This is a genomic window from Citrobacter sp. Cf118 (genome assembly GCF_030334095.1).
Taxonomy (GTDB): domain Bacteria; phylum Pseudomonadota; class Gammaproteobacteria; order Enterobacterales; family Enterobacteriaceae; genus Citrobacter; species Citrobacter freundii.
In genome coordinates this window covers 142996-169140 of record NZ_JAOWES010000056.1, presented here as the reverse complement: position 1 = coordinate 169140, position 26145 = coordinate 142996, and the positions used below count along the sequence as shown (strand labels likewise).

General features: G+C 50.5%; 25 protein-coding genes. 15 read left to right on the top strand and 10 right to left on the bottom strand.

Annotation, left to right across the window (positions count from 1 at the left end):
- Positions 1–60: 60 nt before the first annotated feature.
- The 5 genes from lldP (at position 61) to trmL (ending at position 5732) form a co-directional block, all read left to right on the top strand.
- Positions 61–1716 carry an L-lactate permease gene (gene lldP / locus OGX67_RS02870; RefSeq protein WP_003837651.1) on the top strand — a complete coding sequence of 552 codons (1656 nt, stop codon included), beginning with the start codon at positions 61–63 and terminating at the stop codon, positions 1714–1716.
- Positions 1713–2489, top strand: a complete 777-nt coding sequence (lldR, locus tag OGX67_RS02865) for a transcriptional regulator LldR (RefSeq protein WP_003024170.1) — start codon at positions 1713–1715, stop codon at positions 2487–2489. The genes lldP and lldR overlap by 4 nt, the downstream gene beginning before the upstream one ends.
- Complete coding sequence (gene lldD / locus OGX67_RS02860; RefSeq protein WP_044714161.1) at positions 2486–3676, top strand: FMN-dependent L-lactate dehydrogenase LldD; 1191 nt, start codon at positions 2486–2488, stop codon at positions 3674–3676. Before lldR ends, lldD begins: the two co-directional genes overlap by 4 nt.
- Positions 3677–3871: 195 nt before the next feature.
- The gene (locus OGX67_RS02855; protein ID WP_003024165.1) at positions 3872–5212 is read left to right on the top strand and encodes an MFS transporter; all 1341 of its coding nucleotides are present in this window, start codon (positions 3872–3874) and stop codon (positions 5210–5212) included.
- 46 nt (positions 5213–5258) lie between these two features.
- Entirely contained in the window at positions 5259–5732 is a 474-nt protein-coding gene (trmL, locus tag OGX67_RS02850) for a tRNA (uridine(34)/cytosine(34)/5-carboxymethylaminomethyluridine(34)-2'-O)-methyltransferase TrmL (protein ID WP_003024163.1), read from the top strand.
- A gap of 161 nt (positions 5733–5893) precedes the next feature.
- Here the strand turns inward: trmL and cysE are convergent, their stop codons facing one another.
- The 5 genes from cysE to OGX67_RS02825 form a co-directional block, all read right to left on the bottom strand.
- Entirely contained in the window at positions 5894–6715 is an 822-nt protein-coding gene (gene cysE / locus OGX67_RS02845) for a serine O-acetyltransferase (protein ID WP_003024160.1), read from the bottom strand.
- A gap of 78 nt (positions 6716–6793) precedes the next feature.
- A complete protein-coding gene (gene gpsA, locus OGX67_RS02840; RefSeq protein ID WP_257651344.1) occupies positions 6794–7813 on the bottom strand; it encodes an NAD(P)H-dependent glycerol-3-phosphate dehydrogenase in 1020 nt (339 codons plus the stop codon).
- Positions 7813–8280 carry a protein-export chaperone SecB gene (secB, locus tag OGX67_RS02835; protein WP_003024155.1) on the bottom strand — a complete coding sequence of 156 codons (468 nt, stop codon included), beginning with the start codon at positions 8278–8280 and terminating at the stop codon, positions 7813–7815. Before secB ends, gpsA begins: the two co-directional genes overlap by 1 nt.
- Before the next feature lie 46 nt (positions 8281–8326).
- On the bottom strand, positions 8327–8578 hold the full coding sequence (gene grxC / locus OGX67_RS02830; RefSeq protein ID WP_003024152.1) for a glutaredoxin 3: 252 nt from the start codon (positions 8576–8578) through the stop codon (positions 8327–8329).
- A gap of 52 nt (positions 8579–8630) precedes the next feature.
- A complete protein-coding gene (locus OGX67_RS02825) occupies positions 8631–9062 on the bottom strand; it encodes a rhodanese-like domain-containing protein (protein WP_003024148.1) in 432 nt (143 codons plus the stop codon).
- Positions 9063–9310: 248 nt separating this feature from the next.
- Between OGX67_RS02825 and gpmM the strand changes: the two genes are divergently transcribed.
- The 3 genes from gpmM to OGX67_RS02810 are packed head-to-tail and all read left to right on the top strand — an operon-like array spanning position 9311 to position 13087.
- Entirely contained in the window at positions 9311–10855 is a 1545-nt protein-coding gene (gpmM, locus tag OGX67_RS02820; RefSeq protein ID WP_032950516.1) for a 2,3-bisphosphoglycerate-independent phosphoglycerate mutase, read from the top strand.
- Between the two features lie 33 nt (positions 10856–10888).
- A complete protein-coding gene (gene envC, locus OGX67_RS02815; protein WP_257651380.1) occupies positions 10889–12148 on the top strand; it encodes a murein hydrolase activator EnvC in 1260 nt (419 codons plus the stop codon).
- A 3-nt stretch (positions 12149–12151) separates the two neighbouring features.
- A complete protein-coding gene (locus OGX67_RS02810; protein ID WP_257651345.1) occupies positions 12152–13087 on the top strand; it encodes a divergent polysaccharide deacetylase family protein in 936 nt (311 codons plus the stop codon).
- On the opposite strand, the gene OGX67_RS02805 is transcribed toward OGX67_RS02810, so the two are convergent.
- The 3 genes from OGX67_RS02805 to kbl all read right to left on the bottom strand — a co-directional run bounded on the left by OGX67_RS02805 (position 13088) and on the right by kbl (position 16549).
- A complete protein-coding gene (locus OGX67_RS02805) occupies positions 13088–14125 on the bottom strand; it encodes a glycosyltransferase (protein ID WP_003844540.1) in 1038 nt (345 codons plus the stop codon).
- Positions 14126–14317: 192 nt separating this feature from the next.
- Positions 14318–15343: an L-threonine 3-dehydrogenase gene (tdh, locus tag OGX67_RS02800; RefSeq protein ID WP_003024132.1), complete on the bottom strand. Its 1026-nt coding sequence runs from the start codon at positions 15341–15343 to the stop codon at positions 14318–14320.
- A 9-nt stretch (positions 15344–15352) separates the two neighbouring features.
- The gene (kbl, locus tag OGX67_RS02795; protein WP_257651346.1) at positions 15353–16549 is read right to left on the bottom strand and encodes a glycine C-acetyltransferase; all 1197 of its coding nucleotides are present in this window, start codon (positions 16547–16549) and stop codon (positions 15353–15355) included.
- A 215-nt stretch (positions 16550–16764) separates the two neighbouring features.
- Between kbl and rfaD the strand changes: the two genes are divergently transcribed.
- From rfaD to OGX67_RS02760, 7 genes are read left to right on the top strand one after another with little or no spacing between them, the layout of a single operon-like run.
- Entirely contained in the window at positions 16765–17697 is a 933-nt protein-coding gene (rfaD, locus tag OGX67_RS02790; RefSeq protein ID WP_003827312.1) for an ADP-glyceromanno-heptose 6-epimerase, read from the top strand.
- Positions 17698–17706: 9 nt separating this feature from the next.
- Positions 17707–18753 (top strand): ADP-heptose--LPS heptosyltransferase RfaF, encoded by a 1047-nt coding sequence (rfaF, locus tag OGX67_RS02785; RefSeq protein ID WP_071685699.1) that lies wholly within the window; start codon positions 17707–17709, stop codon positions 18751–18753.
- A 3-nt stretch (positions 18754–18756) separates the two neighbouring features.
- A complete protein-coding gene (gene rfaC / locus OGX67_RS02780; RefSeq protein WP_257651348.1) occupies positions 18757–19725 on the top strand; it encodes a lipopolysaccharide heptosyltransferase RfaC in 969 nt (322 codons plus the stop codon).
- Between the two features lie 16 nt (positions 19726–19741).
- The gene (locus tag OGX67_RS02775) at positions 19742–21025 is read left to right on the top strand and encodes an O-antigen ligase family protein (protein WP_257651349.1); all 1284 of its coding nucleotides are present in this window, start codon (positions 19742–19744) and stop codon (positions 21023–21025) included.
- Positions 21018–22031: a glycosyltransferase family 2 protein gene (locus OGX67_RS02770; RefSeq protein WP_257651350.1), complete on the top strand. Its 1014-nt coding sequence runs from the start codon at positions 21018–21020 to the stop codon at positions 22029–22031. Before OGX67_RS02775 ends, OGX67_RS02770 begins: the two co-directional genes overlap by 8 nt.
- Position 22032: 1 nt before the next feature.
- Positions 22033–23088 carry a lipopolysaccharide core heptosyltransferase RfaQ gene (rfaQ, locus tag OGX67_RS02765; protein WP_257651351.1) on the top strand — a complete coding sequence of 352 codons (1056 nt, stop codon included), beginning with the start codon at positions 22033–22035 and terminating at the stop codon, positions 23086–23088.
- Entirely contained in the window at positions 23089–24033 is a 945-nt protein-coding gene (locus OGX67_RS02760; RefSeq protein WP_257651352.1) for a glycosyltransferase family 8 protein, read from the top strand.
- 30 nt (positions 24034–24063) lie between these two features.
- On the opposite strand, the gene OGX67_RS02755 is transcribed toward OGX67_RS02760, so the two are convergent.
- Both OGX67_RS02755 and OGX67_RS02750 read right to left on the bottom strand, forming a co-directional pair.
- Positions 24064–25053 carry a glycosyltransferase family 8 protein gene (locus OGX67_RS02755; RefSeq protein WP_086504679.1) on the bottom strand — a complete coding sequence of 330 codons (990 nt, stop codon included), beginning with the start codon at positions 25051–25053 and terminating at the stop codon, positions 24064–24066.
- Positions 25054–25100: 47 nt separating this feature from the next.
- Complete coding sequence (locus tag OGX67_RS02750) at positions 25101–26120, bottom strand: glycosyltransferase family 8 protein (RefSeq protein ID WP_071696648.1); 1020 nt, start codon at positions 26118–26120, stop codon at positions 25101–25103.
- Positions 26121–26145 lie beyond the last annotated feature (25 nt).

The window sequence follows — 26145 nt, the reverse complement described above, 5'->3', positions numbered from 1 at the left end:
TGTGACGAAGATTTGAGCAAAGACTCATTCCATTATGTCGGCGGCCCCAGGAGACCTGCAATGAATCTCTGGCAACAGAACTACGACCCGGCCGGTAACATCTGGCTTTCTAGTCTGATCGCATCGCTCCCCATCCTGTTCTTTTTCTTCGCCCTGATTAAGCTCAAGCTGAAAGGCTACGTTGCGGCGTCATGGACGGTGGTGATCGCTTTGTCGGTCGCCCTGCTGTTTTACAAAATGCCGGTCGATCACGCTCTGGCATCCGTAGTGTACGGTTTCTTCTACGGTCTGTGGCCAATTGCCTGGATCATTATCGCCGCGGTATTCGTCTATAAAATCTCGGTGAAGACCGGGCAGTTCGACATTATCCGCTCCTCGATACTCTCGATTACCCCAGACCAGCGTCTGCAAATGCTGATTGTCGGTTTCTCCTTTGGGGCATTCCTCGAAGGGGCGGCAGGCTTCGGTGCTCCGGTAGCGATTACCGCCGCGCTGCTGGTTGGCCTTGGCTTTAACCCACTGTATGCGGCAGGCTTGTGCTTGATCGTAAACACCGCTCCAGTCGCTTTTGGGGCAATGGGCATTCCGATTCTGGTTGCCGGTCAGGTTACCGGGCTGGACAGCTTCGAGATTGGCCAGATGGTGGGCCGTCAACTGCCGTTCCTGACCATTATCGTGCTGTTCTGGATTATGGCGATTATGGATGGCTGGCGTGGTGTCAAAGAAACCTGGCCTGCGGTGATGGTCGCTGGCGGCTCGTTTGCTATCGCGCAGTATCTCAGCTCTAACTTTATCGGACCGGAACTGCCGGACATCATCTCTTCTCTGGTTTCCCTGGTCTGTCTGACGCTGTTCCTGAAGCGCTGGCAGCCGGTACGCATCTTCCGCTTTGGTGATATGGGCGCTTCGCAGGTCGATATGGATCTGTCGCGCACCCGCTACACCGCCGGGCAAATTATCCGCGCCTGGTCGCCGTTCCTGTTCCTGACAGCTACCGTCACGCTGTGGAGCATACCGCCGTTTAAAGCGCTGTTTGCTCCAGGCGGCGCGATGTACCACTGGGTGGTCAATATTCCGGTTCCGTTCCTCGACAAGCTGGTTGCCCGTATGCCGCCGGTCGTACACGAAGCCACAGCCTACGCGGCGGTGTACAAATTTGACTGGTTCTCCGCGACCGGTACAGCAATACTGTTTGCCGCCCTGCTGTCCATCGTCTGGCTGAAGATGAAGCCGTCTGCTGCGCTTCAGACCTTTGGTAGCACGCTGAAAGATCTGGCGCTACCTATCTACTCCATCGGGATGGTGCTGGCATTTGCCTTTATCTCTAACTACTCCGGGCTTTCATCCACCCTGGCATTGGCCCTGGCGCACACCGGCAGCGCATTTACCTTCTTCTCGCCGTTCCTTGGCTGGCTGGGGGTATTCCTGACTGGATCCGACACCTCATCAAACGCACTGTTTGCCGCCCTACAGGCCACGGCCGCTCAGCAAATCGGTGTTTCGGATGTATTGATGGTGGCTGCAAATACCACCGGCGGCGTGACCGGAAAAATGATCTCTCCGCAATCTATCGCTATCGCCTGTGCGGCAGTGGGATTAGTGGGAAAAGAGTCTGACCTGTTCCGCTTTACCGTGAAGCACAGTCTGATTTTCACCTGCATGGTGGGTGTGATTACCACACTGCAGGCCTATGTCTTAACCTGGATGATTCCATGATAGTGATGCCCAGACGCCTGTCAGACGAAGTCGCATCTCGTGTGCGGGCGCTGATTGAAGAACAACAGCTGGAAGCGGGCATGAAGTTGCCCGCTGAGCGTCAGTTGGCCGTACAGCTCGGCGTATCGCGCAACTCGCTGCGCGAGGCGTTAGCAAAGCTGGTGAGTGAAGGCGTACTGATTAGCCGTCGTGGCGGTGGGACGTTTATCCGCTGGCAGCATGAGGCATGGTCTGAACAAAACATCGTTCAGCCGCTGAAAACCCTGCTGGCGGACGATCCTGATTACAGTTTCGATATTCTGGAAGCCCGCCACGCCATCGAAGCCAGCACCGCCTGGCACGCAGCTATGCGTGCCACTGCTGCCGACAAAGAGAAGATCAGGCTCTGTTTCGAGGCCACACAAAGCGAAGATCCAGATCTCGCCTCGCAGGCAGACGTTCGCTTTCATCTCGCCATTGCAGAGGCCTCACACAACGTGGTGCTGTTACAGACCATGCGCGGTTTCTTCGACGTATTGCAGTCTTCGGTGAAACAGAGCCGCCAGCGTATGTACCTCGTGCCGCCCGTATTTTCACAACTGACGGCACAGCATCAGGCTGTACTGGATGCGATTGTTGCCGGAGATGCCGACGGCGCGCGTAAAGCGATGATGGCGCACCTCAGTTTTGTCCACACCACGATTAAACGATTTGATGAAGATCAGGCCCGCCAGGCGCGAATCACCCGCCTGCCCGGTGACCCTGGTGAGAATAGCAGGGAGAACAACACATGATTATTTCAGCAGCCAGCGACTATCGCGCCGCAGCCCAGCGCATCCTACCCCCCTTCTTGTTCCACTATATTGACGGTGGGGCGTATGCAGAGCACACTTTGCGCCGTAACGTGGCAGACCTGTCGGAGGTGGCCCTTCGCCAGCGCGTGCTGAAGAATATGTCCGACCTGAGCCTGGAGACAAAGCTGTTCAACGAAACGCTCTCCATGCCGGTGGCCCTTGCACCTGTCGGTCTGTGCGGCATGTATGCGCGTCGGGGCGAAGTTCAGGCCGCCGCCGCCGCTGATGCCAAAGGCATTCCGTTTACGCTTTCCACAGTATCCGTATGCCCGATTGAAGAAGTCGCCCCGACTATCAAGCGTCCGATGTGGTTTCAGCTGTATGTTCTGCGCGATCGCGGCTTTATGCGTAACGCCCTGGAACGAGCCAAAGCGGCAGGTTGCTCCACGCTAGTTTTTACCGTCGATATGCCAACACCTGGCGCACGCTACCGTGACGCCCATTCCGGGATGAGCGGCCCAAATGCCGCACTGCGCCGCTACTGGCAGGCAGTCACCCATCCACAATGGGCATGGGACGTTGGCCTGAACGGTCGCCCGCATGATTTAGGCAATATCTCGACCTATCTTGGCAAACCCACCGGCCTTGAGGATTACATCGGTTGGCTGGCGAATAACTTCGATCCGTCAATTTCCTGGAAAGACCTCGAGTGGATCCGCGAATTTTGGGATGGTCCGATGGTGATCAAAGGGATCCTCGATCCTGAAGATGCTCGCGACGCCGTACGCTTCGGCGCTGATGGCATCGTTGTCTCTAACCACGGTGGTCGCCAGTTAGACGGCGTGCTGTCTTCAGCTCGCGCGTTACCCGCTATTGCCGATGCGGTAAAAGGCGATATCACCATTCTGGCAGACAGTGGGATCCGCAACGGTCTGGACGTCGTACGCATGATTGCGCTGGGCGCGGATAGTGTTCTGCTGGGACGTGCTTATCTGTACGCGCTGGCAACCCACGGTCAGGCTGGGGTAGCGAATCTGCTGAATCTGATCGAGAAAGAGATGAAGGTGGCAATGACCCTGACCGGTGCAAAATCGATTAGCGACATCAGTCATGATTCGCTGGTACAAGAACTTGGAAAAAGCCTGCCTGCTGCGCTGGCACCTCTGGTTCAGGGTAGCGCGGCGTAACAATATCCCCATAAAACCCACTTTCTGCATGGTCGGTCTGTTCTCAGTCCGGCCATTTTTCATCCAAAAATAACGACCAGTTAACATTTATAACCAATATATTTGACAAGTTTTTATCCACCTGTCAGATGTATATACAAGCTAATACAAGGGCGAAATATACAGATAACAACCATCATAACGGGCGAGGGTAACATGGCTTATTCCGGAAAAGTGAATATCCAGCAGGCGATAGATGACAGTCCTTTTTCGCGCTTCCACTGGGTCATTATTGTCCTGGGTTTTCTGGTCCTGGCCATCGACGGCTTCGATACGGCGGCGATGGGCTATATTGCGCCCACGCTCTCAGCCGACTGGGGCATCAAGAAGCAGGACCTTGGACCGGTGTTAAGCGCCGCGCTATTGGGCCTGTCATTTGGTGCACTGCTGGCCGGGCCGATTTCCGATCGTATGGGCCGTAAGCGTGTTCTGGTCTTTTCCTGTCTGTTTTTTGGCCTCGCCAGTCTGGGAACTGCCTATGCCCAGACGCTGAATATGCTCACATTTTGGCGCTTTCTCACCGGGCTGGGTCTTGGTGCTGCAATGCCCAATGCCATCACCCTGGTGTCAGAATTTGCACCAAAACGCTGTCGTTCAATGGCGATTAACACCATGTACTGCGGCTTTCCGTTAGGGGCTGCAGGCGGCGGGGTGATCTCCTCCTGGCTTATCCCTAACTACGGCTGGCACAGCGTCCTGCTTGCCGGTGCGATCGCCCCGCTGGCCCTCACCGTATTGTTGGTGCTGTTCCTGCCGGAGTCGGTGAAGTATCTGGTTCACCGCGGTAAAGGGGTTGCACAGGTTAAACGCATTGCTCAACGCTTTATGTCGGGAAGTCTGGAACAGGTTACCCAGTTTTATCTGGATGAAGACCGCGTCACGGTCAAAAAAGGCAGCGTGGCACAGCTATTCAGTATGCCCTGGCTGCCGGGCACGCTGATGCTCTGGATGACCTACTTTATGGGATTGGTTATCTATTACGTGCTGTTGAGCTGGATGCCAACGCTGATGCTGGGAATGGGCTATCCGCTGGCTGAATCCGCCTGGCTGACATCGCTATTTACCTTCGGCGGTACTGCGGGGATCCTGCTGGCCGGTTGGTTAATGGATCGCTGGGAAGCACATAAAGTGGTGTCACTCGGCTTTATTCTGACGATGCTGTTTGCCCTCGCTCTCGGGTTTGAACATAACCATATCATCTTGTTCGGCGCACTGATCTTCCTGATGGGGATTACCATGAACGGCGCGCAGTCCGGGCTGCAGACGCTGGCCGCCACGTTTTATCCGACCCACTGTCGCGCGACGGGCATTGCCTGGATGCAGGGCGTGGGCCGCTTCGGTGGCGTAGCCGGAACGATGATGAGCGCCCAGTTGCTTTCCCTGCAATGGCAGGCAGACAGTATATTAATGTTCCTCAGCCTTCCGGCGCTGGTTGCGGCTGCCGCAACGATTTACAAACTGCAACGCTATAAACCGCACGCGCTGACCGTCGCATAGTACCCGCTCTTTCTGCTATTCTGCCCCCCGTTATCAAGGGGGCAGTATGCTTAACATCGTTTTATTCGAACCAGAAATCCCGCCAAATACCGGCAATATTATCCGTCTTTGCGCCAACACCGGCTTTCGTCTGCATATTATTGAGCCAATGGGCTTTACCTGGGACGACAAGCGCCTGCGTCGCGCGGGGCTGGATTACCATGAGTTTACCGCCGTGCTGCGCCACCCTGATTACGCCAGCTTCGTCGCCGCAGAAAATCCGCAACGTCTGTTTGCCCTGACCACCAAAGGTACGCCAGCGCATAGCGCAGTAAGCTATCAGGATGGGGATTATCTGATGTTTGGCCCGGAAACTCGCGGTCTGCCACCCAGCATCCTCGACGCGCTGCCAGCCGAACAAAAAATTCGAATTCCGATGATGCCGGACAGTCGCAGCATGAACCTGTCAAATGCGGTGTCGGTGGTGGTGTATGAGGCCTGGCGCCAGTTAGGTTATCCCGGCGCGGTATTGCGTAGTTGATTTGTGTCGGGTGCGGCTAACGCCTTATCCGACCTACAGCAGAATATAACGTTTACTTTTCGAGCGTTATCGGCGCAGTCAGGTTGAACATGGACTGCGCGCAGTACCTGAGGATGGCGAGCACAGCCCGGGTTCAAGATGACAAGTAAGATAGCTCGAAATCAGATGCCATCGCCGTATTCGAAAGTATGATGTATCCCGTTGAAATGCTGATCCATATCCATAGACGGTTTATCGCTGTCAGGCTTACCGACAATGCGTGCAGGTACGCCTGCCGCAGTGGTATGCGGGGGTACCGGTTGTAAAACCACGGAACCTGCGCCAATCTTCGCGCCGCGCCCGACTTCAATGTTGCCGAGAATTTTTGCTCCCGCGCCAATCATTACACCTTCACGAATTTTCGGATGACGATCGCCGCCGGCTTTACCGGTCCCGCCGAGTGTGACGGATTGCAGAATAGAGACATCATTTTCAATCACTGCCGTTTCACCGACCACAATGCCGGTTGCGTGATCGAGCATAATCCCACGGCCAATTTTTGCCGCCGGATGAATGTCTACCTGGAAGGTAACGGACACCTGATTTTGCAGGAAGATCGCCAGCGCCTGACGCCCCTGATGCCACAGCCAGTGACCGATACGGTAGGCCTGAAGCGCATGAAAACCCTTCAGGTACAGAAGTGGGGTGGAATATTTATCGACAGCCGGGTCACGCGTACGTACCGCCTGAATATCACAGGCCGCTGAGGCAATCATTTCAGGATCGGCGGCATAGGCCTCTTCCACGACTTCGCGAATCGCAATGGCGGGCATGATTGGAGAAGCGAGTTTATTCGCCAGCATATAGCTTAGCGCACTGCCGAGATTTTCATGCTTGAGCAGCGTTGCGTGGTAAAAACTGGCCAACATTGGCTCACATTCCGCCAGTGCCCGGGCTTCCGCTTTAATGTTTTTCCAGACGATATCCAGTTCTTCACACGGCATTGCGTACTCCAGAAGGTAGCAAAACGACCGACCCGTTCTTCGCGGGTCGGGTCGTTAGATTGAAACGGTTCCTGACGGCTAGTGGCTGCTTCGCTCGTCCTTGCGTGCACGACCTAATAATGTCAATGCTGCCTCGCGCGCGTTTTTTCCGCAATACAATACTTGATAAATTTCCTCGGTTATTGGCATCTCGACACCAAAACGGTGCGCCAATTCACGAACTTCTTTCGTATTGCGGTAGCCTTCAACCACCTGACCAATCTTGTCCTGCGCGCCCTGCACGTCCATACCCTGGCCGAGCATCATGCCAAAACGACGGTTACGCGACTGGTTGTCGGTACAGGTCAGCACCAGATCGCCTAAACCCGCCATCCCCATAAAGGTGGCAGGATCGGCACCCAGCGCCGCGCCAAGGCGAGACATTTCGGTCAGTCCACGGGTGATCAATGCGGTACGCGCATTCGCGCCAAAACCGATGCCGTCAGACATCCCCGCACCAATCGCAATGACGTTTTTCACCGCGCCGCCAAGCTGCACGCCAATGAAATCCGGGTTGCTGTAAACGCGAAAGCTTTTGCCGCAGTGCAGCAACTGCTGGAGATCGTCAGCAAAGGCGTCGTCCGTCGAGGCCAGAGAGATCGCCGTCGGCATACCTGCTGCCAGCTCTTTGGCGAACGTCGGACCGGAGATGACCGCCAGTGGAATAGCATCCCCCAGTGCTTCGCGTGCGACGTCCTGCAGCAGACGTCCCGTTTCCGCCTCCAGACCTTTTGTCGCCCAGACCAGTCGTGCGTCAGGACGCATCAGCGGTTTGATGTTACGCAGCACTTCGCCAAAGACGTGGCTCGGCACCACCACCAGGATATTACGACTGGCGGCCAGCGCAGTGGCTAAATCACTTTCCAGGCGCAGCGTTTCGGGAAAAGGCACATCAGGGAGGAACGCGACGTTGCAGCGATCGTGCTCAAGGGTCGCGATATGTTTCGGATCATGGCCCCACAGGACAACCTGATGGCCATTTCTTGCCAGGGTGATGGCAAGAGCGGTGCCGTACGAGCCGGCACCAATCACAGTCATTGAAGCATTACTTTGGTTCATCAGGCATCCTGATGTTCTTCAGTACCTTCGCCAGCCTGCTGCTGTAAATAGTTCATGAACAGCGCATCAAAGTTGACCGGCGCAAGGTTCAGTTGCGGGAACGTACCGCGTGATACCAGGCTGGTGATGCATTCACGGGCATACGGGAACAGAATGTTCGGGCAGTATGCGCCCAGGCAATGCGCCATCTGAGTCCCTTCGATACCACTGATGGAGAAAATACCGCCCTGCTGAACTTCGCACAGGAACGCAGTTTCTTCACCCAAGGAAGCCGTTACGGTGACACGCAGCACTACTTCATACACGTCATCTGCCAGTTGGGTAGATGCGGTATCAAGATCCAGTTTAACCTCTGGCTGCCAATCTTTCTGGAAAACATGCGGTGCATTTGGCGCTTCGAAAGACACATCCTTGGTATAGATACGTTGGATCTGGAAAGCCATTTCAGTGTTATTTTGTTCTGACATGTTTAGAAAACCCTTAGTGTTGTCCTTTAAATACTTTCAGTACGCCTTATCGCAGCAGGGGATCCAGTCCACCACGCGCATCCAACGCATACAAGTCGTCACAACCGCCAATGTGCTGTGCATCAATAAAAATCTGCGGAACCGTCGTACGGCCACTGCGCTTGATCATCTCTTCACGCTTCACGGCATCACCGTCAATCGGAAGCTCCTGGAAACTCACACCCTTGCTGTTCAACAGCGCTTTTGCGCGATGGCAAAACGGGCAGGTTGCTTTGGTGTAGATCTCAATATTGGCCATGACTTATCTCCAGTGTTCTTTTTACCCTGCGGCATGAAAGAAGACGGGTAAATTACTTGCCGCGAACCAGTGGCAGATTCTCACCACTCCAGCCCGCTACGCCGTCTTTCAGTACGGATACCTGCTCAAAACCGGCTTTAATCAGCGCAGTTGCTGAATCCTGGCACTGCATGCCTGAACCATCAACCACAATCACAGGTTTGTTTTTGTGTTTTTCAAGTTCGCCAAAATTGTTGGCTTTGATTTCGCTCGGCAGCAGGTTAGTGGAGCCTGCGATATGGCCTTTGCGGAAGTCGTCGCGCTGGCGTAAATCCACAACAACGGCGTCTTCTTTGTTGATGAGACGTGTAGCTTCGCCGCGAGTAATCACCTTCACTTTTGAGGTCAGGCTCTTAAACGTGGTAAATAATACAGCCGCCAGTAACGCAATCCAGGCGATACTCAAGACAGGGTGGCGACTAACAAATTGCATAATTTCTTGCATGGGGGGTAACAACTCCCGACTCAGTGATTAAAAAACCAGGAAAGGAGTATACCTGCGCGTTGGCGCAAATACAGCCAGAGCGTGCATTGGATTGCATTTTTGCGGGGCGCTACGGAAAAAAAAATGTAAATCGGTGTTCCCCTTAGCACGCGATCCCCCATTATTTGATCTTCGGGGGCTACTTTATCGATTCAGCTGTAGTAAAATTACGCAATTATTTTTTATCTCTTGAGTGTGAGGTTGTCGCAATGTCGGTTTCTAAAAAACCTATGGTACTGGTGATTCTGGATGGCTACGGCTATCGCGAAGACAGCCAGGATAACGCCATTTTTAGTGCTAAAACCCCGGTAATGGATGCGCTGTGGGCAAAACGTCCGCATACCCTGATTGATGCGTCCGGTCTGGAAGTCGGCCTGCCCGATCGCCAGATGGGCAACTCCGAAGTGGGTCACGTCAACCTGGGCGCGGGCCGTATCGTGTATCAGGACCTTACCCGTCTGGACGTTGAAATCAAAGAACGTACTTTCTTCGCTAACCCGGTGCTGACCGATGCGGTCGACCAGGCAAAAAATGCCGGGAAAGCGGTACACATCATGGGTCTGCTCTCTGCTGGCGGCGTTCACAGCCACGAAGATCACATCATGGCGATGGTAGAAATGGCCGCTGAACGCGGCGCTGATAAAATCTATCTGCACGCTTTCCTTGATGGTCGTGATACTCCGCCGCGCAGCGCTGAACATTCACTGCAGAAATTCGAAGAGAAATTTGCCGCGCTGGGCAAAGGCCGCGTAGCGTCCATCATCGGTCGTTACTACGCTATGGACCGCGACAACCGTTGGGATCGCGTTGAACAGGCTTACGATCTGATGACGCTGGCGAAGGGCGAGTTCCAGTTCGCTACGGCGGTTGAAGGTCTGCAGGCTGCTTATGCCCGCGACGAAAACGACGAATTCGTTAAAGCCACCGTGATCCGTGCCGAAGGTCAGGCAGATGCTGCTATGGAAGATGGCGATACGCTGATTTTCATGAACTTCCGTGCTGACCGTGCGCGTGAAATCACCCGTGCGTTTGTTAACGCTGATTTCGACGGCTTCGCCCGTAAGAAAGTCGTTAACCTCAACTTTGTGATGCTGACCGAATACGCGGCAGACATCAAAACTGCGGTTGCTTACCCACCAGCATCTCTGGCCAACACCTTTGGTGAGTGGATGGCGAAGAACGAAAAAACGCAGCTGCGTATTTCCGAAACTGAAAAATATGCGCACGTGACCTTCTTCTTCAACGGCGGCGTAGAAGAGCCGTTCAAAGGCGAAGACCGCATCCTGATCAACTCTCCGAAAGTTGCGACCTACGATCTGCAACCGGAAATGAGCTCTGCTGAACTGACCGAGAAGCTGGTTGCAGCGATTGAGAGCGGTAAATACGACACCATCATTTGTAACTACCCGAACGGCGACATGGTTGGTCACACCGGGGTGATGGAAGCAGCGGTTAAAGCGGTTGAAGCGCTGGATCACTGCGTTGAGCAGGTGACTAAAGCGGTTGAGTCCGTTGGCGGCCAGTTGCTGATCACCGCAGACCACGGTAACGCAGAGCAGATGCGCGATCCGTCCACCGGTCAGGCACATACTGCACATACCAACCTGCCCGTTCCGCTGATTTATGTCGGTGGTAAGAACGTCAAAGCAGTCGAAGGCGGCAAACTTTCTGATATCGCCCCGACCATGCTGACGCTGATGGGTATGGAAATCCCGCAAGAGATGACTGGTAAGCCGCTGTTCATCGTGGAATAATCCCTCCCCATGAGGGGAAAGGCGATTAATACCATCACTCGGGCCGTGAAACCGCGTAAGTTTTCAGTCAGGCCCTTGTTCTACGCCAGCGCGCTTAGCGCTGGCGTATTGCTGTGCGCCTTTTCCGCCCACGCGGACGAACGCGACCAGCTTAAATCTATTCAGGCCGATATCGCGGCAAAAGAACGCGCGGTACGCCAACAGCAACAACAACGTTCCACTCTCCTCGCTCAGCTTAAAGCTCAGGAACAAGCCATCGCCGTTGCCGCAAGGCAGTTACGCGAAACGCAGAACTCACTGGCACAGCTGAACGCGCAAATCGCAGAGATGAACGCAGCACTCGCGAAGCTGGAAAAGCAACGAGCAGCGCAAGAGCGCAGTCTGGCAGCCCAGTTAGACGCCGCGTTTCGCCAGGGTGAACACACCGGTATTCAGCTTATCCTCAGCGGTGAAGAGAGCCAGCGCGGACAGCGCCTGCAGGCCTATTTCGGCTACCTGAACCAGGCGAGGCAAGAAACTATCGCGCAGTTGAAACAAACCCGCGAAGAAGTCGACTCGCAAAAAGCCGAGCTAGAAGATAAGCAAAGCGAACAGCAGACGCTACTGTACGAACAGCGCGCTCAGCAGGCTAAGCTGGAACAGGCACGTAACGAACGCCAGAAAACGCTTTCGAGTCTGGAATCATCGATTCAACAGGGTCAGCAGCAGCTAGGCGAAATGCGCGCCAACGAATCGCGCCTGCGCAACAGCATTGCTCGCGCCGAAGCCGCAGCCAAAGCACGCGCGGAACGTGAAGCCCGCGAGGCGCAGGCCGTACGCGATAAGCAACAGGATGCATCACGGAAAGGCTCAACCTACAAACCGACCGAAAGTGAAAAATCTCTGATGTCACGTACCGGCGGTTTGGGTTCGCCACGCGGCCAGGCATTCTGGCCCGTTCGGGGTCCAACCCTACATCGTTATGGCGAACAACTGCAGGGTGAGCTACGTTGGAAGGGGATGGTTATTGGCGCATCCGAAGGCACCGAAGTTAAAGCCATTGCCGATGGTCGCGTCATTCTGGCGGACTGGTTGCAGGGCTATGGCCTGGTGGTCGTCGTTGAGCACGGTAAAGGCGATATGAGCCTGTACGGTTATAACCAGAGCGCACTGGTCAGCGTCGGTACGCAGGTTCGCGCCGGGCAGCCTATAGCACTAGTGGGTAGCAGCGGCGGTCAGGGCAGGCCGGCACTCTATTTCGAAATTCGTCGCCGGGGTCAGGCGGTCAATCCACAGCCGTGGTTGGGAAGATAAGTTTTGCCACAACAATTTCGTCGTCTACTACTCTCTCTCGCCAGCCTGCTGGCCTTCGCAACACCTGTTTCTGCTGGCAAACTCGCCATCGTCATTGATGATTTCGGCTATCGCCCACACACTGAAAACCAGGTACTGGCGATGCCTTCTACCATCTCCGTTGCCGTTCTGCCTAACGCCCCACATGCGCGTGAAATGGCAATCAAAGCGCATAACAGCGGGCATGAAGTCTTAATCCATCTGCCAATGGCACCGCTGAGCAAGCAGCCGTTAGAGAAAGACACTTTACGCCCTGAAATGAGCAGCGAAGAGATTGAGCGAATTATTCGCGACGCGGTAAGCAAAGTACCGAATGCGGTCGGTCTGAACAACCATATGGGCAGCGCGATGACCTCCAGCCTGTTTGGCATGCAGAAGGTGATGCAGGCGCTGGAGCGCTACGATCTCTACTTCCTGGACAGCATGACCATTGGTAACAGCCAGGCAATGCGCGCAGCGTCAGGGACCGGTGTGAAAGTCATCAAACGCAAAGTCTTCCTGGATGACACGCAAAACGAAGCCGATATTCGCCGTCAGTTTAATCGTGCAGTCGAGCTGGCGCGCCGCAACGGTTCCGCAATCGCCATTGGCCACCCTCACCCGTCTACGGTTCGTGTCCTGCAGCAGATGCTGTATAGCCTGCCAGCCGACATCACGTTGGTTCGCCCAAGCAGCCTGCTCAATGAACCGCAGGTGGATACCTCCAGACCAAACCTCACGCCACCGAAGAACGGTACACCTGATGCGCCGCGTAATCCTTTCCGCGGGGTGAAATTATGCAAACCGAAGCAGCCGTTAGAGCCAGTGTACGCCAGCCGCTTCTTCAGCGTGCTCGGCGAAAGCATTACCCAAAGCACGCTGGTGCAGTATATGCGCCTGCAGTGGCAGGGCTGGCAATAATCAGTCTTTGCTATCCAGCGTTAAATGAGCCAGGCGGCGCGGCGTCAGTGCTTTATCGCGCCACTGGCTAAAGCGGATGGCCCACAACAGCACCTGATAACCCAGCTTAACGCTGCAAATATTGCTTACCATACGCTTGAACATACCCGACACGAATACTTCAGCAATCATGCGCTGGCGGATTTTTTCATCCGGCTCTTTACGGATGCAATGACAAACGCGTAGCGCTTCGTAAATCACCTGCTGTTTGAATTCCGGGTAAATGGGAATACGCCCAGCGTAGTCGTGATTCATCTTATCCAGCAGACGGGTAATTTTGATGTAGTGGCGCTGGTAAGCGAGGTTTTTCAGCCCGGTGCGCGGCAGACGGCTAACAGATGCGCCGTGCAGGAAGTATTTATACAAAGGGATTTCCGTGTAACGCGCGCGCTTCGCATTAAACATAAACTCCGTCGTCCAGATAATATCCTGGTGATGCAGGCCAGACAGGAAGGTCAGCCCCGCGTCGCGGATAGTCTGATGACGATAAACGCCCATCCAGACAACGTGTCGCCAACGGCGGCTGGCTAACGCTTTGCGTAACCAGTCTGGCCCGGTCATCACGCCGGTAGAACGAATACGATCGGTAGGAATGGATGCCCATGTGTGGCCCGTCTCGGCAATACACCAGTCAGCGTTGCACTGCGCAACATCCAGGTTGTCTTTCAGCGCCATAGTCATCAGCGTTTCATACATTTCCGGGTAGGCAATATCATCGCCGTCTACGTACGCGATGTACTCCCCCCTGGCGACTTTCATACCGGTATTGCGCGCCGCCGAAACGCCCCCATTGCGCTGGTGCAGCAGATGAACGTGCGGATAACGATCCGCATAAGACTGAGCAAGCTCCGCAGAGTTATCCGTAGAGCCATCATTAACAATGATGATCTCCAGGTTCTTCCAGGTTTGCGCAATCAGCGAATCCATACACGCAATGAACGGTTCACCCGTGTTGTAAAGCGGCATAATGACGCTCAGGAGACCAGGGATATAGGTCATATCAAATCCAGCCAGACAATAGAGTAATCGGCACTTTTTAGCATATTAAGCGGTAGATTTTCAGAAAAAATTATTAATTCTTTAGCGGAAAATGCGCCGGGCGGGAGAGATTGTGCAGGCAAAAAACGCCCCGGATGATTAATGATAATCAACATCCGGGGACAACACACAGAATCCACAGGGTGGATACGGTTAATCCCAGCTCAGGATCACTTTCCCTGACTGGCCTGAACGCATCGCGTCAAAGCCCTGCTGGAATTCATCGATGGAGAATCGGTGGGTGATGATCGGCGACAAATCCAGACCAGACTGGATCAGTGCAGCCATTTTGTACCATGTCTCAAACATCTCACGACCGTAGATACCTTTAATAAACAGTCCTTTAAAGATAACTTTGGTCCAGTCGATGGACATATCAGATGGCGGAATACCCAGCATAGCAATACGGCCACCGTGATTCATGGTGTCCAGCATAGCGCGAAACGCTGGCGGCGCCCCGGACATCTCCAGGCCCACATCAAACCCTTCGGTCATACCCAGTTCAGCCATCACGTCGGTCAGATTCTCTTTCGACACGTTGACCGCGCGGGTGATACCCATTTTGCGCGCCAGCTCAAGGCGATACTCATTAACGTCGGTGATCACCACGTGGCGTGCGCCAACGTGCTTCGCGACCGCCGCCGCCATAATACCGATTGGACCCGCACCGGACACCAGTACATCTTCCCCAACCAGATCGAACGACAGCGCCGTGTGCACTGCATTACCGAACGGATCGAAGATAGACGCCAGGTCGTCGGAGATATTGTCCGGGATTTTAAATGCGTTAAATGCCGGGATCACCAGGTACTCCGCAAAGCAGCCCGGACGGTTTACACCGACACCGGTGGTATTGCGGCACAGGTGAGTACGTCCACCGCGGCAGTTACGGCAATGTCCGCAGGTGATATGACCTTCGCCTGAAACGCGATCGCCGATTTTAAAGCCTTTAACTTCCTGACCGATGCCAACAACTTCGCCGACATATTCATGTCCAACGACCATCGGTACTGGGATGGTTTTTTGCGACCATTCATCCCAGTTATAAATGTGAACGTCAGTCCCGCAGATGGCTGTTTTACGGATTTTAATCAGCAAATCGTTATGACCGACTTCCGGTTCAGGAACGTCAGTCATCCAAATGCCCTCTTCCGCTTTCAGTTTGGATAACGCTTTCATTTCACATCCTCAGGCAATAACGCCCAGTTGTTTACCAATGCGTGTGAACGCCTCAACAGCACGCGTAATCTGCTCAGGGGTATGCGCCGCAGACATCTGGGTACGGATACGCGCCTGGCCTTTTGGAACCACCGGATAGAAGAATCCGGTAACGTAAATCCCCTCTTTTTGCAGCTCGCGGGCGAACGCCTGCGCCACTACTGCATCACCCAACATCACCGGGATGATCGCGTGATCCGCACCGGCTAACGTAAAGCCTGCGGCAGACATTTGCTCGCGGAACTGACGTGCGTTCGCCCACAGGCGATCGCGCAGGTCACTGCCAGCTTCAACCATTTCCAGCACTTTAATGGAGGCCGCAACAATCGCTGGCGCCAGTGAGTTGGAGAACAAATAAGGACGGGAACGCTGACGCAGCCACTCAACAACTTCTTTGCGCGCTGCGGTGTAACCACCGGATGCGCCGCCGAGTGCTTTACCCAGCGTACCGGTGATGATGTCCACGCGACCCATCACGTCACAGTATTCATGGGAGCCACGACCATTTTCGCCGACAAAACCGACGGCATGGGAATCATCAACCATGACCAGCGCGTCGTATTTATCCGCCAGATCGCAAACGCCTTTCAGGTTAGCGATCACACCATCCATAGAGAACACGCCATCAGTGGCGATCAGGATATGACGAGCGCCCGCTTCACGCGCTTCTTTCAGGCGAGCTTCCAGTTCCACCATATCGTTGTTGGCGTAACGGAAACGTTTTGCTTTACACAGACGAACGCCATCAATGATAGAAGCGTGGTTCAGGGCATCGGAAATAATTGCGTCTTCTGCGCCCAGCAGCGTTTCAAACAGGCCGCCATTGGCGTCGAAGCAGGAAGAGTAAAGGATGGCATCTTCCATACCGAGGAATGCCGCCAGTTTTTGCTCCAGTTGCTTATGGCTATCCTGGGTACCGCAAATAAAGCGAACCGAAGCCATACCAAATCCGTGAGAATCCATACCCGCTTTTGCTGCTGCAATCAGTTCTGGATGATTAGCCAGTCCCAGATAGTTGTTCGCACAAAAGTTAATAACGTGGCTTCCGTCCGCCACGGTGATATCCGCCTGCTGGGCAGATGTAATAATGCGCTCTTCTTTAAACAATCCTTCCGCACGTGCGGTGTCGAGATCGTTGATTAACTGTTTGTAAAAATCCCCACGCATTTCAATTCTCCAGACTGGGCAAATTTCAGCACATATTACCCAAAGCTATACGTTGATACGAGATGACGCATCATCACTTCTTCAAAATGAAGCATAAATCACGTGTACCCGCACGGCTTATCGGTGAATGGCTGAAGCCTGAGCCATGTAGTGATATGATAGAAAGTATTCGTGTCTGAGATTGTCTCTGACTCCATAATTCGAAGGTTACATTTATGATCATCGTTACCGGCGGCGCGGGCTTTATCGGCAGCAACATCGTTAAGTCCCTGAATGATAAAGGCATCACCGACATCCTGGTGGTGGACAACCTGAAAGACGGCACCAAGTTTGTTAACCTGGTGGATCTGAATATTGCTGACTACATGGACAAGGAAGACTTCCTGATCCAGATTATGGCCGGGGAAGATTTCGGCGATATCGAAGCGATTTTCCACGAAGGCGCATGCTCTTCCACCACCGAGTGGGACGGCAAGTATATGATGGATAACAACTATCAATACTCCAAAGAGCTACTGCACTACTGCCTGGAGCGTGAAATCCCGTTCCTGTACGCATCCTCTGCCGCCACCTATGGCGGGCGCACTTCTGATTTCATCGAATCCCGTGAATATGAGAAACCGCTGAACGTCTATGGCTACTCAAAATTCCTGTTCGACGAGTACGTGCGTCAGATCCTGCCAGAAGCCAACTCACAGATTGTTGGCTTCCGCTATTTCAACGTCTACGGACCGCGTGAAGGCCACAAAGGCAGCATGGCAAGCGTTGCTTTCCACCTCAATACCCAGCTTAACAATGGCGAAACACCAAAACTGTTCGAAGGCAGCGAAAACTTCAAACGTGATTTCGTTTATGTTGGCGATGTGGCTGCGGTAAACCTGTGGTTCCTGGAAAACGGGGTATCCGGCATCTTTAACCTCGGTACCGGTCGTGCGGAATCTTTCCAGGCCGTTGCTGACGCAACGCTGGCGTACCACAAAAAAGGCAGCATTGAGTACATTCCATTCCCGGAAAAACTGAAAGGTCGCTACCAGGCGTTTACTCAGGCAGACCTGACCAACCTGCGCGCAGCGGGCTATGACAAGCCGTTTAAGACCGTTGCCGAAGGCGTAACGGAATATATGGCTTGGCTGAACCGCGACGCGTAAGAAGTTAGCATGAAAATACTGGTGATCGGCCCGTCATGGGTGGGCGACATGATGATGTCGCAAAGTCTCTATCGCACGCTCAAGGCGCGCTATCCCCAGGCGATAATCGACGTGATGGCACCTGCATGGTGCCGTCCGCTGCTGTCGCGGATGCCGGAAGTCAATGAAGCGATCGCGATGCCGCTTGGGCATGGCGCTCTGGAAATTGGCGAACGGCGTAAGCTCGGTCATAGCCTGCGTGAGAAGCGCTATGACCGCGCTTATGTGCTGCCTAACTCGTTTAAATCCGCGCTGGTGCCCTTTTTTGCAGGTATTCCACATCGTACCGGTTGGCGTGGTGAAATGCGCTACGGCCTGCTCAACGATGCGCGCGTGCTGGACAAAGACGCATGGCCGCTGATGGTCGAACGCTATGTGGCCCTGGCCTACGATAAAGGTGTGATGCTGTCGGCTAAAGATTTGCCGCAGCCTCTGCTGTGGCCACAGTTGCAGGTCAGCGAAGGTGAAAAGTCTCTGACCTGTAGTCAGTTCTCCCTTTCTGCCGAACGCCCCATCATCGGTTTTTGCCCGGGTGCGGAATTTGGTCCGGCGAAACGCTGGCCACACTACCATTATGCTGAACTGGCAAAACAGCTGATCGACGAAGGTCATCAGATTGTACTGTTTGGCTCGGCAAAAGATCATGAAGCCGGAAATGAAATCCTGGCAACGTTAAGCGTTGAGCAGCAGGCCTGGTGTCGTAATCTGGCGGGCGAAACGCAGCTGGAGCAGGCCGTTATTCTGCTCGCCGCCTGCAAAGCGGTCGTCACCAACGACTCTGGATTAATGCACGTTGCCGCAGCGTTGAATCGACCTCTGGTAGCGTTGTATGGCCCAAGTAGTCCGGACTTTACCCCGCCGTTGTCGCACAAAGCACGGGTCATTCGTCTGATTACGGGCTATCACAAAGTGCGCAAGGGCGATGCGGCAGAAGGCTATCACCAAAGCCTGATTGACATCACACCCCAGCGTGTACTGGAAGAACTCAACGACCTGTTGTTACAAGAGGAAGCCTGACGGATGCGGGTTCTGATCGTTAAAACGTCGTCTATGGGCGATGTACTGCATACGTTGCCCGCATTAACCGATGCGCAGCAGGCTATTCCGGGTATTCAATTTGATTGGGTGGTGGAAGAAGGATTCGCGCAGATCCCTTCCTGGCATGCAGCCGTTGACCGGGTCATCCCAGTGGCGATTCGCCGCTGGCGTAAAGCCTGGTTTTCAGCGCCGATTAAAGCCGAGCGTAAAGCGTTTCGCGATGCGGTACGTTTGCAGCAGTATGACGCGATAATTGATGCGCAGGGTCTGGTTAAAAGTGCGGCGTTGGTGACGCGTCTGGCACGTGGCGTCAAGCATGGTATGGACTGGAGTACGGCCCGCGAGCCGCTGGCTAGCCTGTTTTATAATCGCAAACATCACATTGCTAAACAGCAGCATGCGGTAGAACGTACGCGTGAATTGTTCGCCAAAAGTCTGGGATATGCCAAACCGCAATCGCAGGGTGATTACGCTATCGCTCAGCATTTTGTGAATGAATGTAATGCTGATACAGGCCAATATGCCGTATTTCTGCACGCCACAACACGTGACGATAAGCACTGGCCTGAAGCCAACTGGCGGGACCTGATCGGGCTGTTAAATAATACGGGCATCCGTATTAAACTCCCCTGGGGCGCCCCTCATGAAGAAGAGCGTGCCAAAAGGCTGGCGGAAGGTTTTCCCTACGTTGATGTCCTGCCGCGAATGAGTCTGGAAGACGTTGCGCGCATCCTGGCGGGAGCAAAATTTGTGGTGTCGGTTGATACAGGTCTCAGCCATTTAACCGCCGCATTGGATCGCCCCAATATTACGTTGTATGGCCCGACAGACCCGGGATTGATTGGTGGATATGGGAAGAATCAATACACACAGCAGAGCCATTCCGGAAAATTGCAGGATCTGGACGCAAGCTTAGTCAACGTATCGCTGGTTGAGAATAATTTGCTTTAACTTTAAGAGATGAACCATGCTTCGCCAACACATGTTTTCTCGCTTTGTTTGTAGTATAAAAAATAATCCATTCGATTTTATATACGTCTTATTTTATGCTGGGATCCTGGCAACTCTTGCGATGGTCCTGGTCAATCCAGATGAAGCGCTGAAGGTATTTATTTTCTCCACGGCTCTGTCTCTGCCGCTTATAGGAAAAAATATAAAGCATGTGTGCAGTAACAAACAAAACCTGGTTTTGCCTGTTATGTTGCTGCTCTTTGGTTTACTCCAGATTATTTGGGTAGAAGTATTTAAACAATCTGGCTCAGCCTTTACCGGTGCCTATCGTTCATACCAGAACGGTGGCAAAGTGATGATTTTTGCCGCACTGGTTATGACAGCTCTGGCAACGCGAGAGCCGTGTGCTAACAAAACTCGCATTACCAGTCTCTGGACGATCCTTACAGCAGTGGGTTTATATCTTTTCGCGGGCTATCAGGTCGCCGGGGCACCAGATATTATGACCTACCGTGTTGCTCTCGGTTTTGAACACCAAACCGGCACAGCCTACGCTCTGACGCTAATTGCATTATTAGCGTCTCAGGCTATTATTAATCTCCGTCTAAAACACACCGTTGCACTTTATCTGTTACATTTTTTGATATCGCTGGCAGTCATCATCACAACGCAAACTCGGGCTGCTATTTTGGTATACCCGATCCTGAGTGTCGGCCTATTCTTGATGTACTATCGTCACAACCGCACCATGCTATTAAGGGCACTGCTGGGTTTTGTAATACTGGTGGGAGTTGCTGCGATTCCCTTAAAACCAATCATTGAAAGCCGCTACCAGAACTTCCTGGTCGATCTGCACTCTTATAATCAAGACAATAGTAATACCTCTATTGGTGCGCGACTTGCGATGCAACGGGCAGGGATTGAATCTGGGAAAGGTCATTACTGGGGGCAGTCACTTGAACAACGCGGAGCAGAAATTCAGCGACTTGCCGTGCAAGATACTTCCTTACAAGGGGCACTTGAGTTCATTAACGTTCACCTGCATAACGAAATAGTTGATACCTTCTCGCTGAAAGGCATCCCAGGTGTTGTTGTGCTACTCTTGCTCTATACTGCCATGTTTTTAATAGGTTACTGTCAACGTAGTCCTCTGTTGTTCGTCGTCTCAGGCGCTATCGCTGTCTATGGCTTGAGTGATTTATTATTGTATGCCAAAGGTGAAGCCCTGAGCAGCGTACTGGCGTTATGTGTAGCAGCAGTACTGAGCTCGAATCCAACAAGAGAACGATGCCATGGTTAACACTTCCGGTTATTTACTGAGCATTATTATACCTACATACAACAACGCTGAACTCATCACAGCGACATTGGCGTCTATACATCAGAGCATCACCGATGATGTAGAGGTAATAATTGTTAATGATGGCTCTACGGATTTAACCGAAGAGCGTATAAATGCGTTTTACCGCGAAAAAGATTGCCATAATGTTAAATATATAAGCCAAAAAAATCAGGGCGTTGCAATCACTCGTAACGTTGGGCTTGCCCATGCGACAGGGAAATATATTGGCTTTGTAGACAGTGATGATATTGTCTGCCAGAATTATTTTACAATTCTCCTGCCTAAGTTAAGAGACGAAAAATATGACATTATCGAATTTAACTTAACTCGAGATATAAACAATTTGTATAAAAACGCGCCGGAAATGGAAAACAACATTGCCCAGCGCGAAATAATATTATCAGATGATAATTACGCTCCTCTGTTACCAACATTCAAGGCTGGGCAATGGCATCTGATGACAAAAATCTTTCACCGCAATATCATTGGTAGCGATAAGTTCGAGGAACATCATCGCTACGAAGACGTGATTTTTTGCCCATTCCAGTATTTTAAATGCAATAAGATTCTAAAAATCGAGAATAAGCTATATTACTACCGAGTAAATGATAAAAGCATTACCGAGAACATTATTGATAGTGATGCTGACAGCATCTTCTTTGCTATGCGAAAAATGTATAAATATATTAATGAAAATAGCGCCAAGCGTACTGTTGCGACATTTATGATTATCAATTGCTTTCTCGAAGGACGTAAAATTTTACGCAAGAAAAAAGGCTATTATCGTTATAGCGAAAGTATGCTAAATGACATTCAGAATGCACTTGCATGCTGCGATACGAAAATCGTTAAGAAGAAAATAATTCTGAAGATGAAATATCCCCATATCGATCGTTCTATTTCTGAAACAAGATATAAGATAATATCTGCTTGCAAAAGCTTATTCTTGCGAAAGGGATTTTAACATGTTTGAAAAAATTGACCGGATTCTTATTTGCAAGCTCAAGTTTTATGGGGATGTTCTGCTAACTACACCTGTTATTGCCAGCATTCGGGCTCGTTATCCGCAAGCTAAGATCGATCTGCTACTCTATAAAGATACCAAAGCAATCTTAGCCGCCCATAAAGATATTAATAATTTTTATCTGATTGAGAAAAAGCAGGGCCTGCTGTCAACAGTGAAAAATTACCTTTCAGTGCGTAAACAACTGAAGAAAAATCACTACGACCTGATCGTTAACCTCACCGAACAATGGCCGATCGGCGCTCTTATAGCCTCTTTACGTTGCCCTTCAATTGCTTTTGAGCGCGAAAAAGATCTGTGGAATCGACTTTTTACGCGCGTAACGCCATTCATTGGTACGCATATTGTTGAACAAAATTTATCTATTCTAAAAGGTATCGGGTTTAGCGAAACAGAACTGAAGAAAGAGATGTCGCTGAGTTATCGTCAGGACGATTATCAACATCTGGTATCCCTGTTACCCACGTTGCCAGCGCAGAAATATGTCGTTATTCAGCCCACTGCCAGGCAAGAGTTTAAATGCTGGGATGATGATAAATTCGCGCATGTTATAGACCACCTGCACCAACGAGGTCTGCACGTCTATCTTACCTGTGGGCCAGCGCTAAGTGAGCAGCAGCAGGTTCAGCGCATTGCTGAACTGTGTCAATCTTCCCCTGACCTGACGCTGGCAGGTAAAACCACCTTTTTGCAGTTGGCTGCATTGATCGATCATGCAGTTTTGTACATTGGTGTCGATTCTGCACCGATGCATATGGCAGCAGCGCTAAAGACACCACAGGTCTGCCTGTTTGGCGCCACCAATTATCAACAGTGGAAGCCATGGTCGGATAAAGCCGTTTTGATTTGGGCTGGCGATTATCATCCGATGCCTTCTCGGGATGAACTCGACCGGTCAAAAAAATATCTGACATGGATACCGGAACAGGCCGTGATTGACGCTATCGATACGGTACTTCATGATAGTGGCTTTAATAAAAGTAATGAGAAAGCATAAATGGACAACAAAAATAACGTCATTAATATTGCTTACTGCACGGATGCCAATTATCTGGAATATGTAGCAGTGTCCATTATGTCTGTCATAATGAACAACCCGGAACAGGACCTGTCATTTTTTGTCTTTGTCTATGACGTTACTGACGAAGAAATCAATAAACTGCGTTCAACCAGTGATAAAATTCAGGTTATCAATATCGATAAAGAAGAGATTGAAAAGTATAATAATGACTTTGCAATCAAACACTTGAACCGTTCGACCTATATGCGTCTGGCCGTACCGCGCTTACTAAAAGATACAGTTGAGCGTTTTATCTACTTAGATGCCGATACCCTGTGTTTTGATAAGCTAAATGACATTAACAGCATTGATATCAGCAACGTCATTTGTGCTGTCAGTCACGACTCTCTCGATATTCACGATACAAAAAATGCCAAGCGTCTGGGCCTGAGTACTGGTAATTATTTCAACGCCGGTTTTTTGTATATCAATATTGAAAACTGGGTCAAGTATGATATTGAAAATAAAGCAAACACGGTGTTATTTGAACAAGGTAAATCCTTGCCTTACTTTGACCAGGATGCACTGAATATCGCAATGGATGGTAACGTTAAGTTTATTGATAACCGATGGAATTTTTTGTTCAACTGGTTTACCGATCAACAAAAAGAGATATTCTTCTACCAAAAAGATATTCTGCCAAGAATTATCCACTTCACTGGTGGAAGGAAGCCCTGGTATAAAGAACATACTGGGCTTTCACAGCAACTTTATCTCTTCTACCATCATTTCACGCCATGGCGAAATACTGCATTGCGCTCCTATGCTCCACGCATGAGACCTACTGATTATCGGGTCTATTCACGCCAGGAAGCTAAAAAAGGGAATTACTGCGCATCTGTCAAATGGTATTTGAAATACCTTAAGACTAAATTACGTTAATAAAAAACTCCCTTACGGGAGTTTTTTTACTTACTTTTTTAATTTTTCCCGCAAATAACCAATATAGCTTATTATCGAGGCGAAATACTTCCCTTGTAATCTTTCATGCCTTGATTTCTTTTTATATTGTTTTGGCGTTCTGGCGGGTAACAATGGAACATCCGCCCAAGGCGAAGCCTTCCAGGCGTCAACAAAAAACTGTGCTGAAGGATAATTTGCCCATGAATTCCAGGGTTTAGTCACGCCAACATAGTGAATTAGAATAGTATCAGGTGTAATATATTCTTTATATTTCGCAAGATCTCTGCTTTTTAATTCTTGCTTAATTCCATAGATAGCATTGAACCTTCGCTCCAGAAAAATTACTTTCTTAAAGAAAAGAATATTCAAGACATCCTGATCCGGGAATGAAAGTTTATTATTTTTGTCTAATAAGATATCAAAAGCTGCATTGATAAAATTCTGCTCTTTCCACTTTTTTAGGTTTGCAAATATGACACCTGAATTGAAATAATCTTTATTTATCTCAATATCTCTGGCAGGGCTATCATCCACATCGGTAATTACCGCTGCAACATGTTCTCCAAGATCAATCTGCGTGAGTTCAAAAAGTGAACCTTTACACATTACATCCGCATCAATGTATAAAAGTGAATCAATTTTCTCACCAAGATATTCAAAGGCAATAAACCTGAAGTACATTGCGTGTGACCAAGCGTGACCACTTGGCAAAACTTTTAACTCATTAGCATCCATAACATAAATTGAGATGTTTGTGGAAAATTGCTCTGCTAATTTAGCAATTCGCTGCTGGTAATCAGCATCAATGTAGTCAGTAAAAAGATGAAAATGGATATTTAAATCTTTATTATTCAATAGTACCGATGTCATCGAAATTGCAGCACCAAACATAAAATTCCTGTCAACACCCCAGGCGATGTTAAGTTGTATTTTCTGTTCGGTCGGCGCTTGATTAAACTCAAGTATCTTTTTTATAGACTGATGACAATCAAAGTTCATTCGCTACACCTATTTAATCGATTATCAATAAGTTACTGTTTCTATATTCAATATGCTTTTGAATTGTGTAACTTATTTTTTATATACATTACATGACTAAGTACCGAGCGAATATATTTACGCTGCACTCTTTCATGCCGTGATTTACGTTTATACAGTTTTGCTGTGTTTGCATTTAACAAGGATTTTTCTGCCCATGCGGATTTTTTATAGGCATCAATGAAGAATTTAGCTACCGGATATTTAGCCCATGTATGCCATGGCTTAGTAACACCGACATAATGAATTAAAACAGTATTATCTGTAATATAATCCTGATAAATTTTATCATTTTTGTTTTTTAGTTCCTGATCCACACCATAAATGCAGTTAAAATCTCTTCTCAGGAAAATAACATTCCCTACAAATAATATATTTAATACATCCTGATCAAAATAAAGGAGTTCTTTTTGGCGTTTATCTAAAATAGAAAATGCTTTGGTCAGCAACTGCTGTTCATGCCAAACTTGAAGATTCGCAAATACCACACCGGAATTAAAGTAACCGTTACTCAATTCGGGAATACCGAGTCTGTTACCGGATTTAATACGCACTTCATCAATATCATTAATAACAGCGGCATATTCTCCACAGAAATTAATCTCGGTAAGCTCGCGAAGAGAGCCTTTGCAAATAACATCTGCATCAAGATATAGTACGGAGCTTAACTCTGTGCTTAAATATTCAAATGCGAAATAACGATAGTACATTGCATAAGTCCATGCTTTTGTACTCGGCAATTCACGAAACGCCGCGTTATCGAACATAAGAACCGTCACAGTCGTACTATACATTTGGGTCAGGCGTTTTACACTCTCCAGATAATCGTCATCTATATAGTCTGTTACTATATAAAAGTGAATATCAATATCAGGGTTATTCACTAATACTGAGGTCATTGAAATACCAGAGCCAAATAAAAAATTACGGTCGACACCATACGCAACACTTAATTTTTTACTCTTCTCATGCGTAGAGCTGTCTATGACGTGTTTTTGGATAACTAGCTTTTGGAAATCAATGTTCATAGTAAAATGGCCTCAAACTTTATCT

Excerpts from the sequence above, each read along its gene's own strand:
- lldP (WP_003837651.1), top strand. The coding sequence starts at position 61 with ATGAATCTCTGGCAACAGAACTACGACCCGGCCGGTAACATCTGGCTT.
- lldR (WP_003024170.1), top strand. The coding sequence starts at position 1,713 with ATGATAGTGATGCCCAGACGCCTGTCAGACGAAGTCGCATCTCGTGTG.
- lldD (WP_044714161.1), top strand. The coding sequence starts at position 2,486 with ATGATTATTTCAGCAGCCAGCGACTATCGCGCCGCAGCCCAGCGCATC.
- OGX67_RS02855 (WP_003024165.1), top strand. The coding sequence starts at position 3,872 with ATGGCTTATTCCGGAAAAGTGAATATCCAGCAGGCGATAGATGACAGT.
- trmL (WP_003024163.1), top strand. The coding sequence starts at position 5,259 with ATGCTTAACATCGTTTTATTCGAACCAGAAATCCCGCCAAATACCGGC.
- cysE (WP_003024160.1), bottom strand. The coding sequence starts at position 6,715 with ATGCCGTGTGAAGAACTGGATATCGTCTGGAAAAACATTAAAGCGGAA.
- gpsA (WP_257651344.1), bottom strand. The coding sequence starts at position 7,813 with ATGAACCAAAGTAATGCTTCAATGACTGTGATTGGTGCCGGCTCGTAC.
- secB (WP_003024155.1), bottom strand. The coding sequence starts at position 8,280 with ATGTCAGAACAAAATAACACTGAAATGGCTTTCCAGATCCAACGTATC.
- grxC (WP_003024152.1), bottom strand. The coding sequence starts at position 8,578 with ATGGCCAATATTGAGATCTACACCAAAGCAACCTGCCCGTTTTGCCAT.
- OGX67_RS02825 (WP_003024148.1), bottom strand. The coding sequence starts at position 9,062 with ATGCAAGAAATTATGCAATTTGTTAGTCGCCACCCTGTCTTGAGTATC.
- gpmM (WP_032950516.1), top strand. The coding sequence starts at position 9,311 with ATGTCGGTTTCTAAAAAACCTATGGTACTGGTGATTCTGGATGGCTAC.
- OGX67_RS02805 (WP_003844540.1), bottom strand. The coding sequence starts at position 14,125 with ATGACCTATATCCCTGGTCTCCTGAGCGTCATTATGCCGCTTTACAAC.
- tdh (WP_003024132.1), bottom strand. The coding sequence starts at position 15,343 with ATGAAAGCGTTATCCAAACTGAAAGCGGAAGAGGGCATTTGGATGACT.
- kbl (WP_257651346.1), bottom strand. The coding sequence starts at position 16,549 with ATGCGTGGGGATTTTTACAAACAGTTAATCAACGATCTCGACACCGCA.
- rfaD (WP_003827312.1), top strand. The coding sequence starts at position 16,765 with ATGATCATCGTTACCGGCGGCGCGGGCTTTATCGGCAGCAACATCGTT.
- rfaF (WP_071685699.1), top strand. The coding sequence starts at position 17,707 with ATGAAAATACTGGTGATCGGCCCGTCATGGGTGGGCGACATGATGATG.
- rfaC (WP_257651348.1), top strand. The coding sequence starts at position 18,757 with ATGCGGGTTCTGATCGTTAAAACGTCGTCTATGGGCGATGTACTGCAT.
- OGX67_RS02775 (WP_257651349.1), top strand. The coding sequence starts at position 19,742 with ATGCTTCGCCAACACATGTTTTCTCGCTTTGTTTGTAGTATAAAAAAT.
- OGX67_RS02770 (WP_257651350.1), top strand. The coding sequence starts at position 21,018 with ATGGTTAACACTTCCGGTTATTTACTGAGCATTATTATACCTACATAC.
- rfaQ (WP_257651351.1), top strand. The coding sequence starts at position 22,033 with ATGTTTGAAAAAATTGACCGGATTCTTATTTGCAAGCTCAAGTTTTAT.
- OGX67_RS02760 (WP_257651352.1), top strand. The coding sequence starts at position 23,089 with ATGGACAACAAAAATAACGTCATTAATATTGCTTACTGCACGGATGCC.
- OGX67_RS02755 (WP_086504679.1), bottom strand. The coding sequence starts at position 25,053 with ATGAACTTTGATTGTCATCAGTCTATAAAAAAGATACTTGAGTTTAAT.
- OGX67_RS02750 (WP_071696648.1), bottom strand. The coding sequence starts at position 26,120 with ATGAACATTGATTTCCAAAAGCTAGTTATCCAAAAACACGTCATAGAC.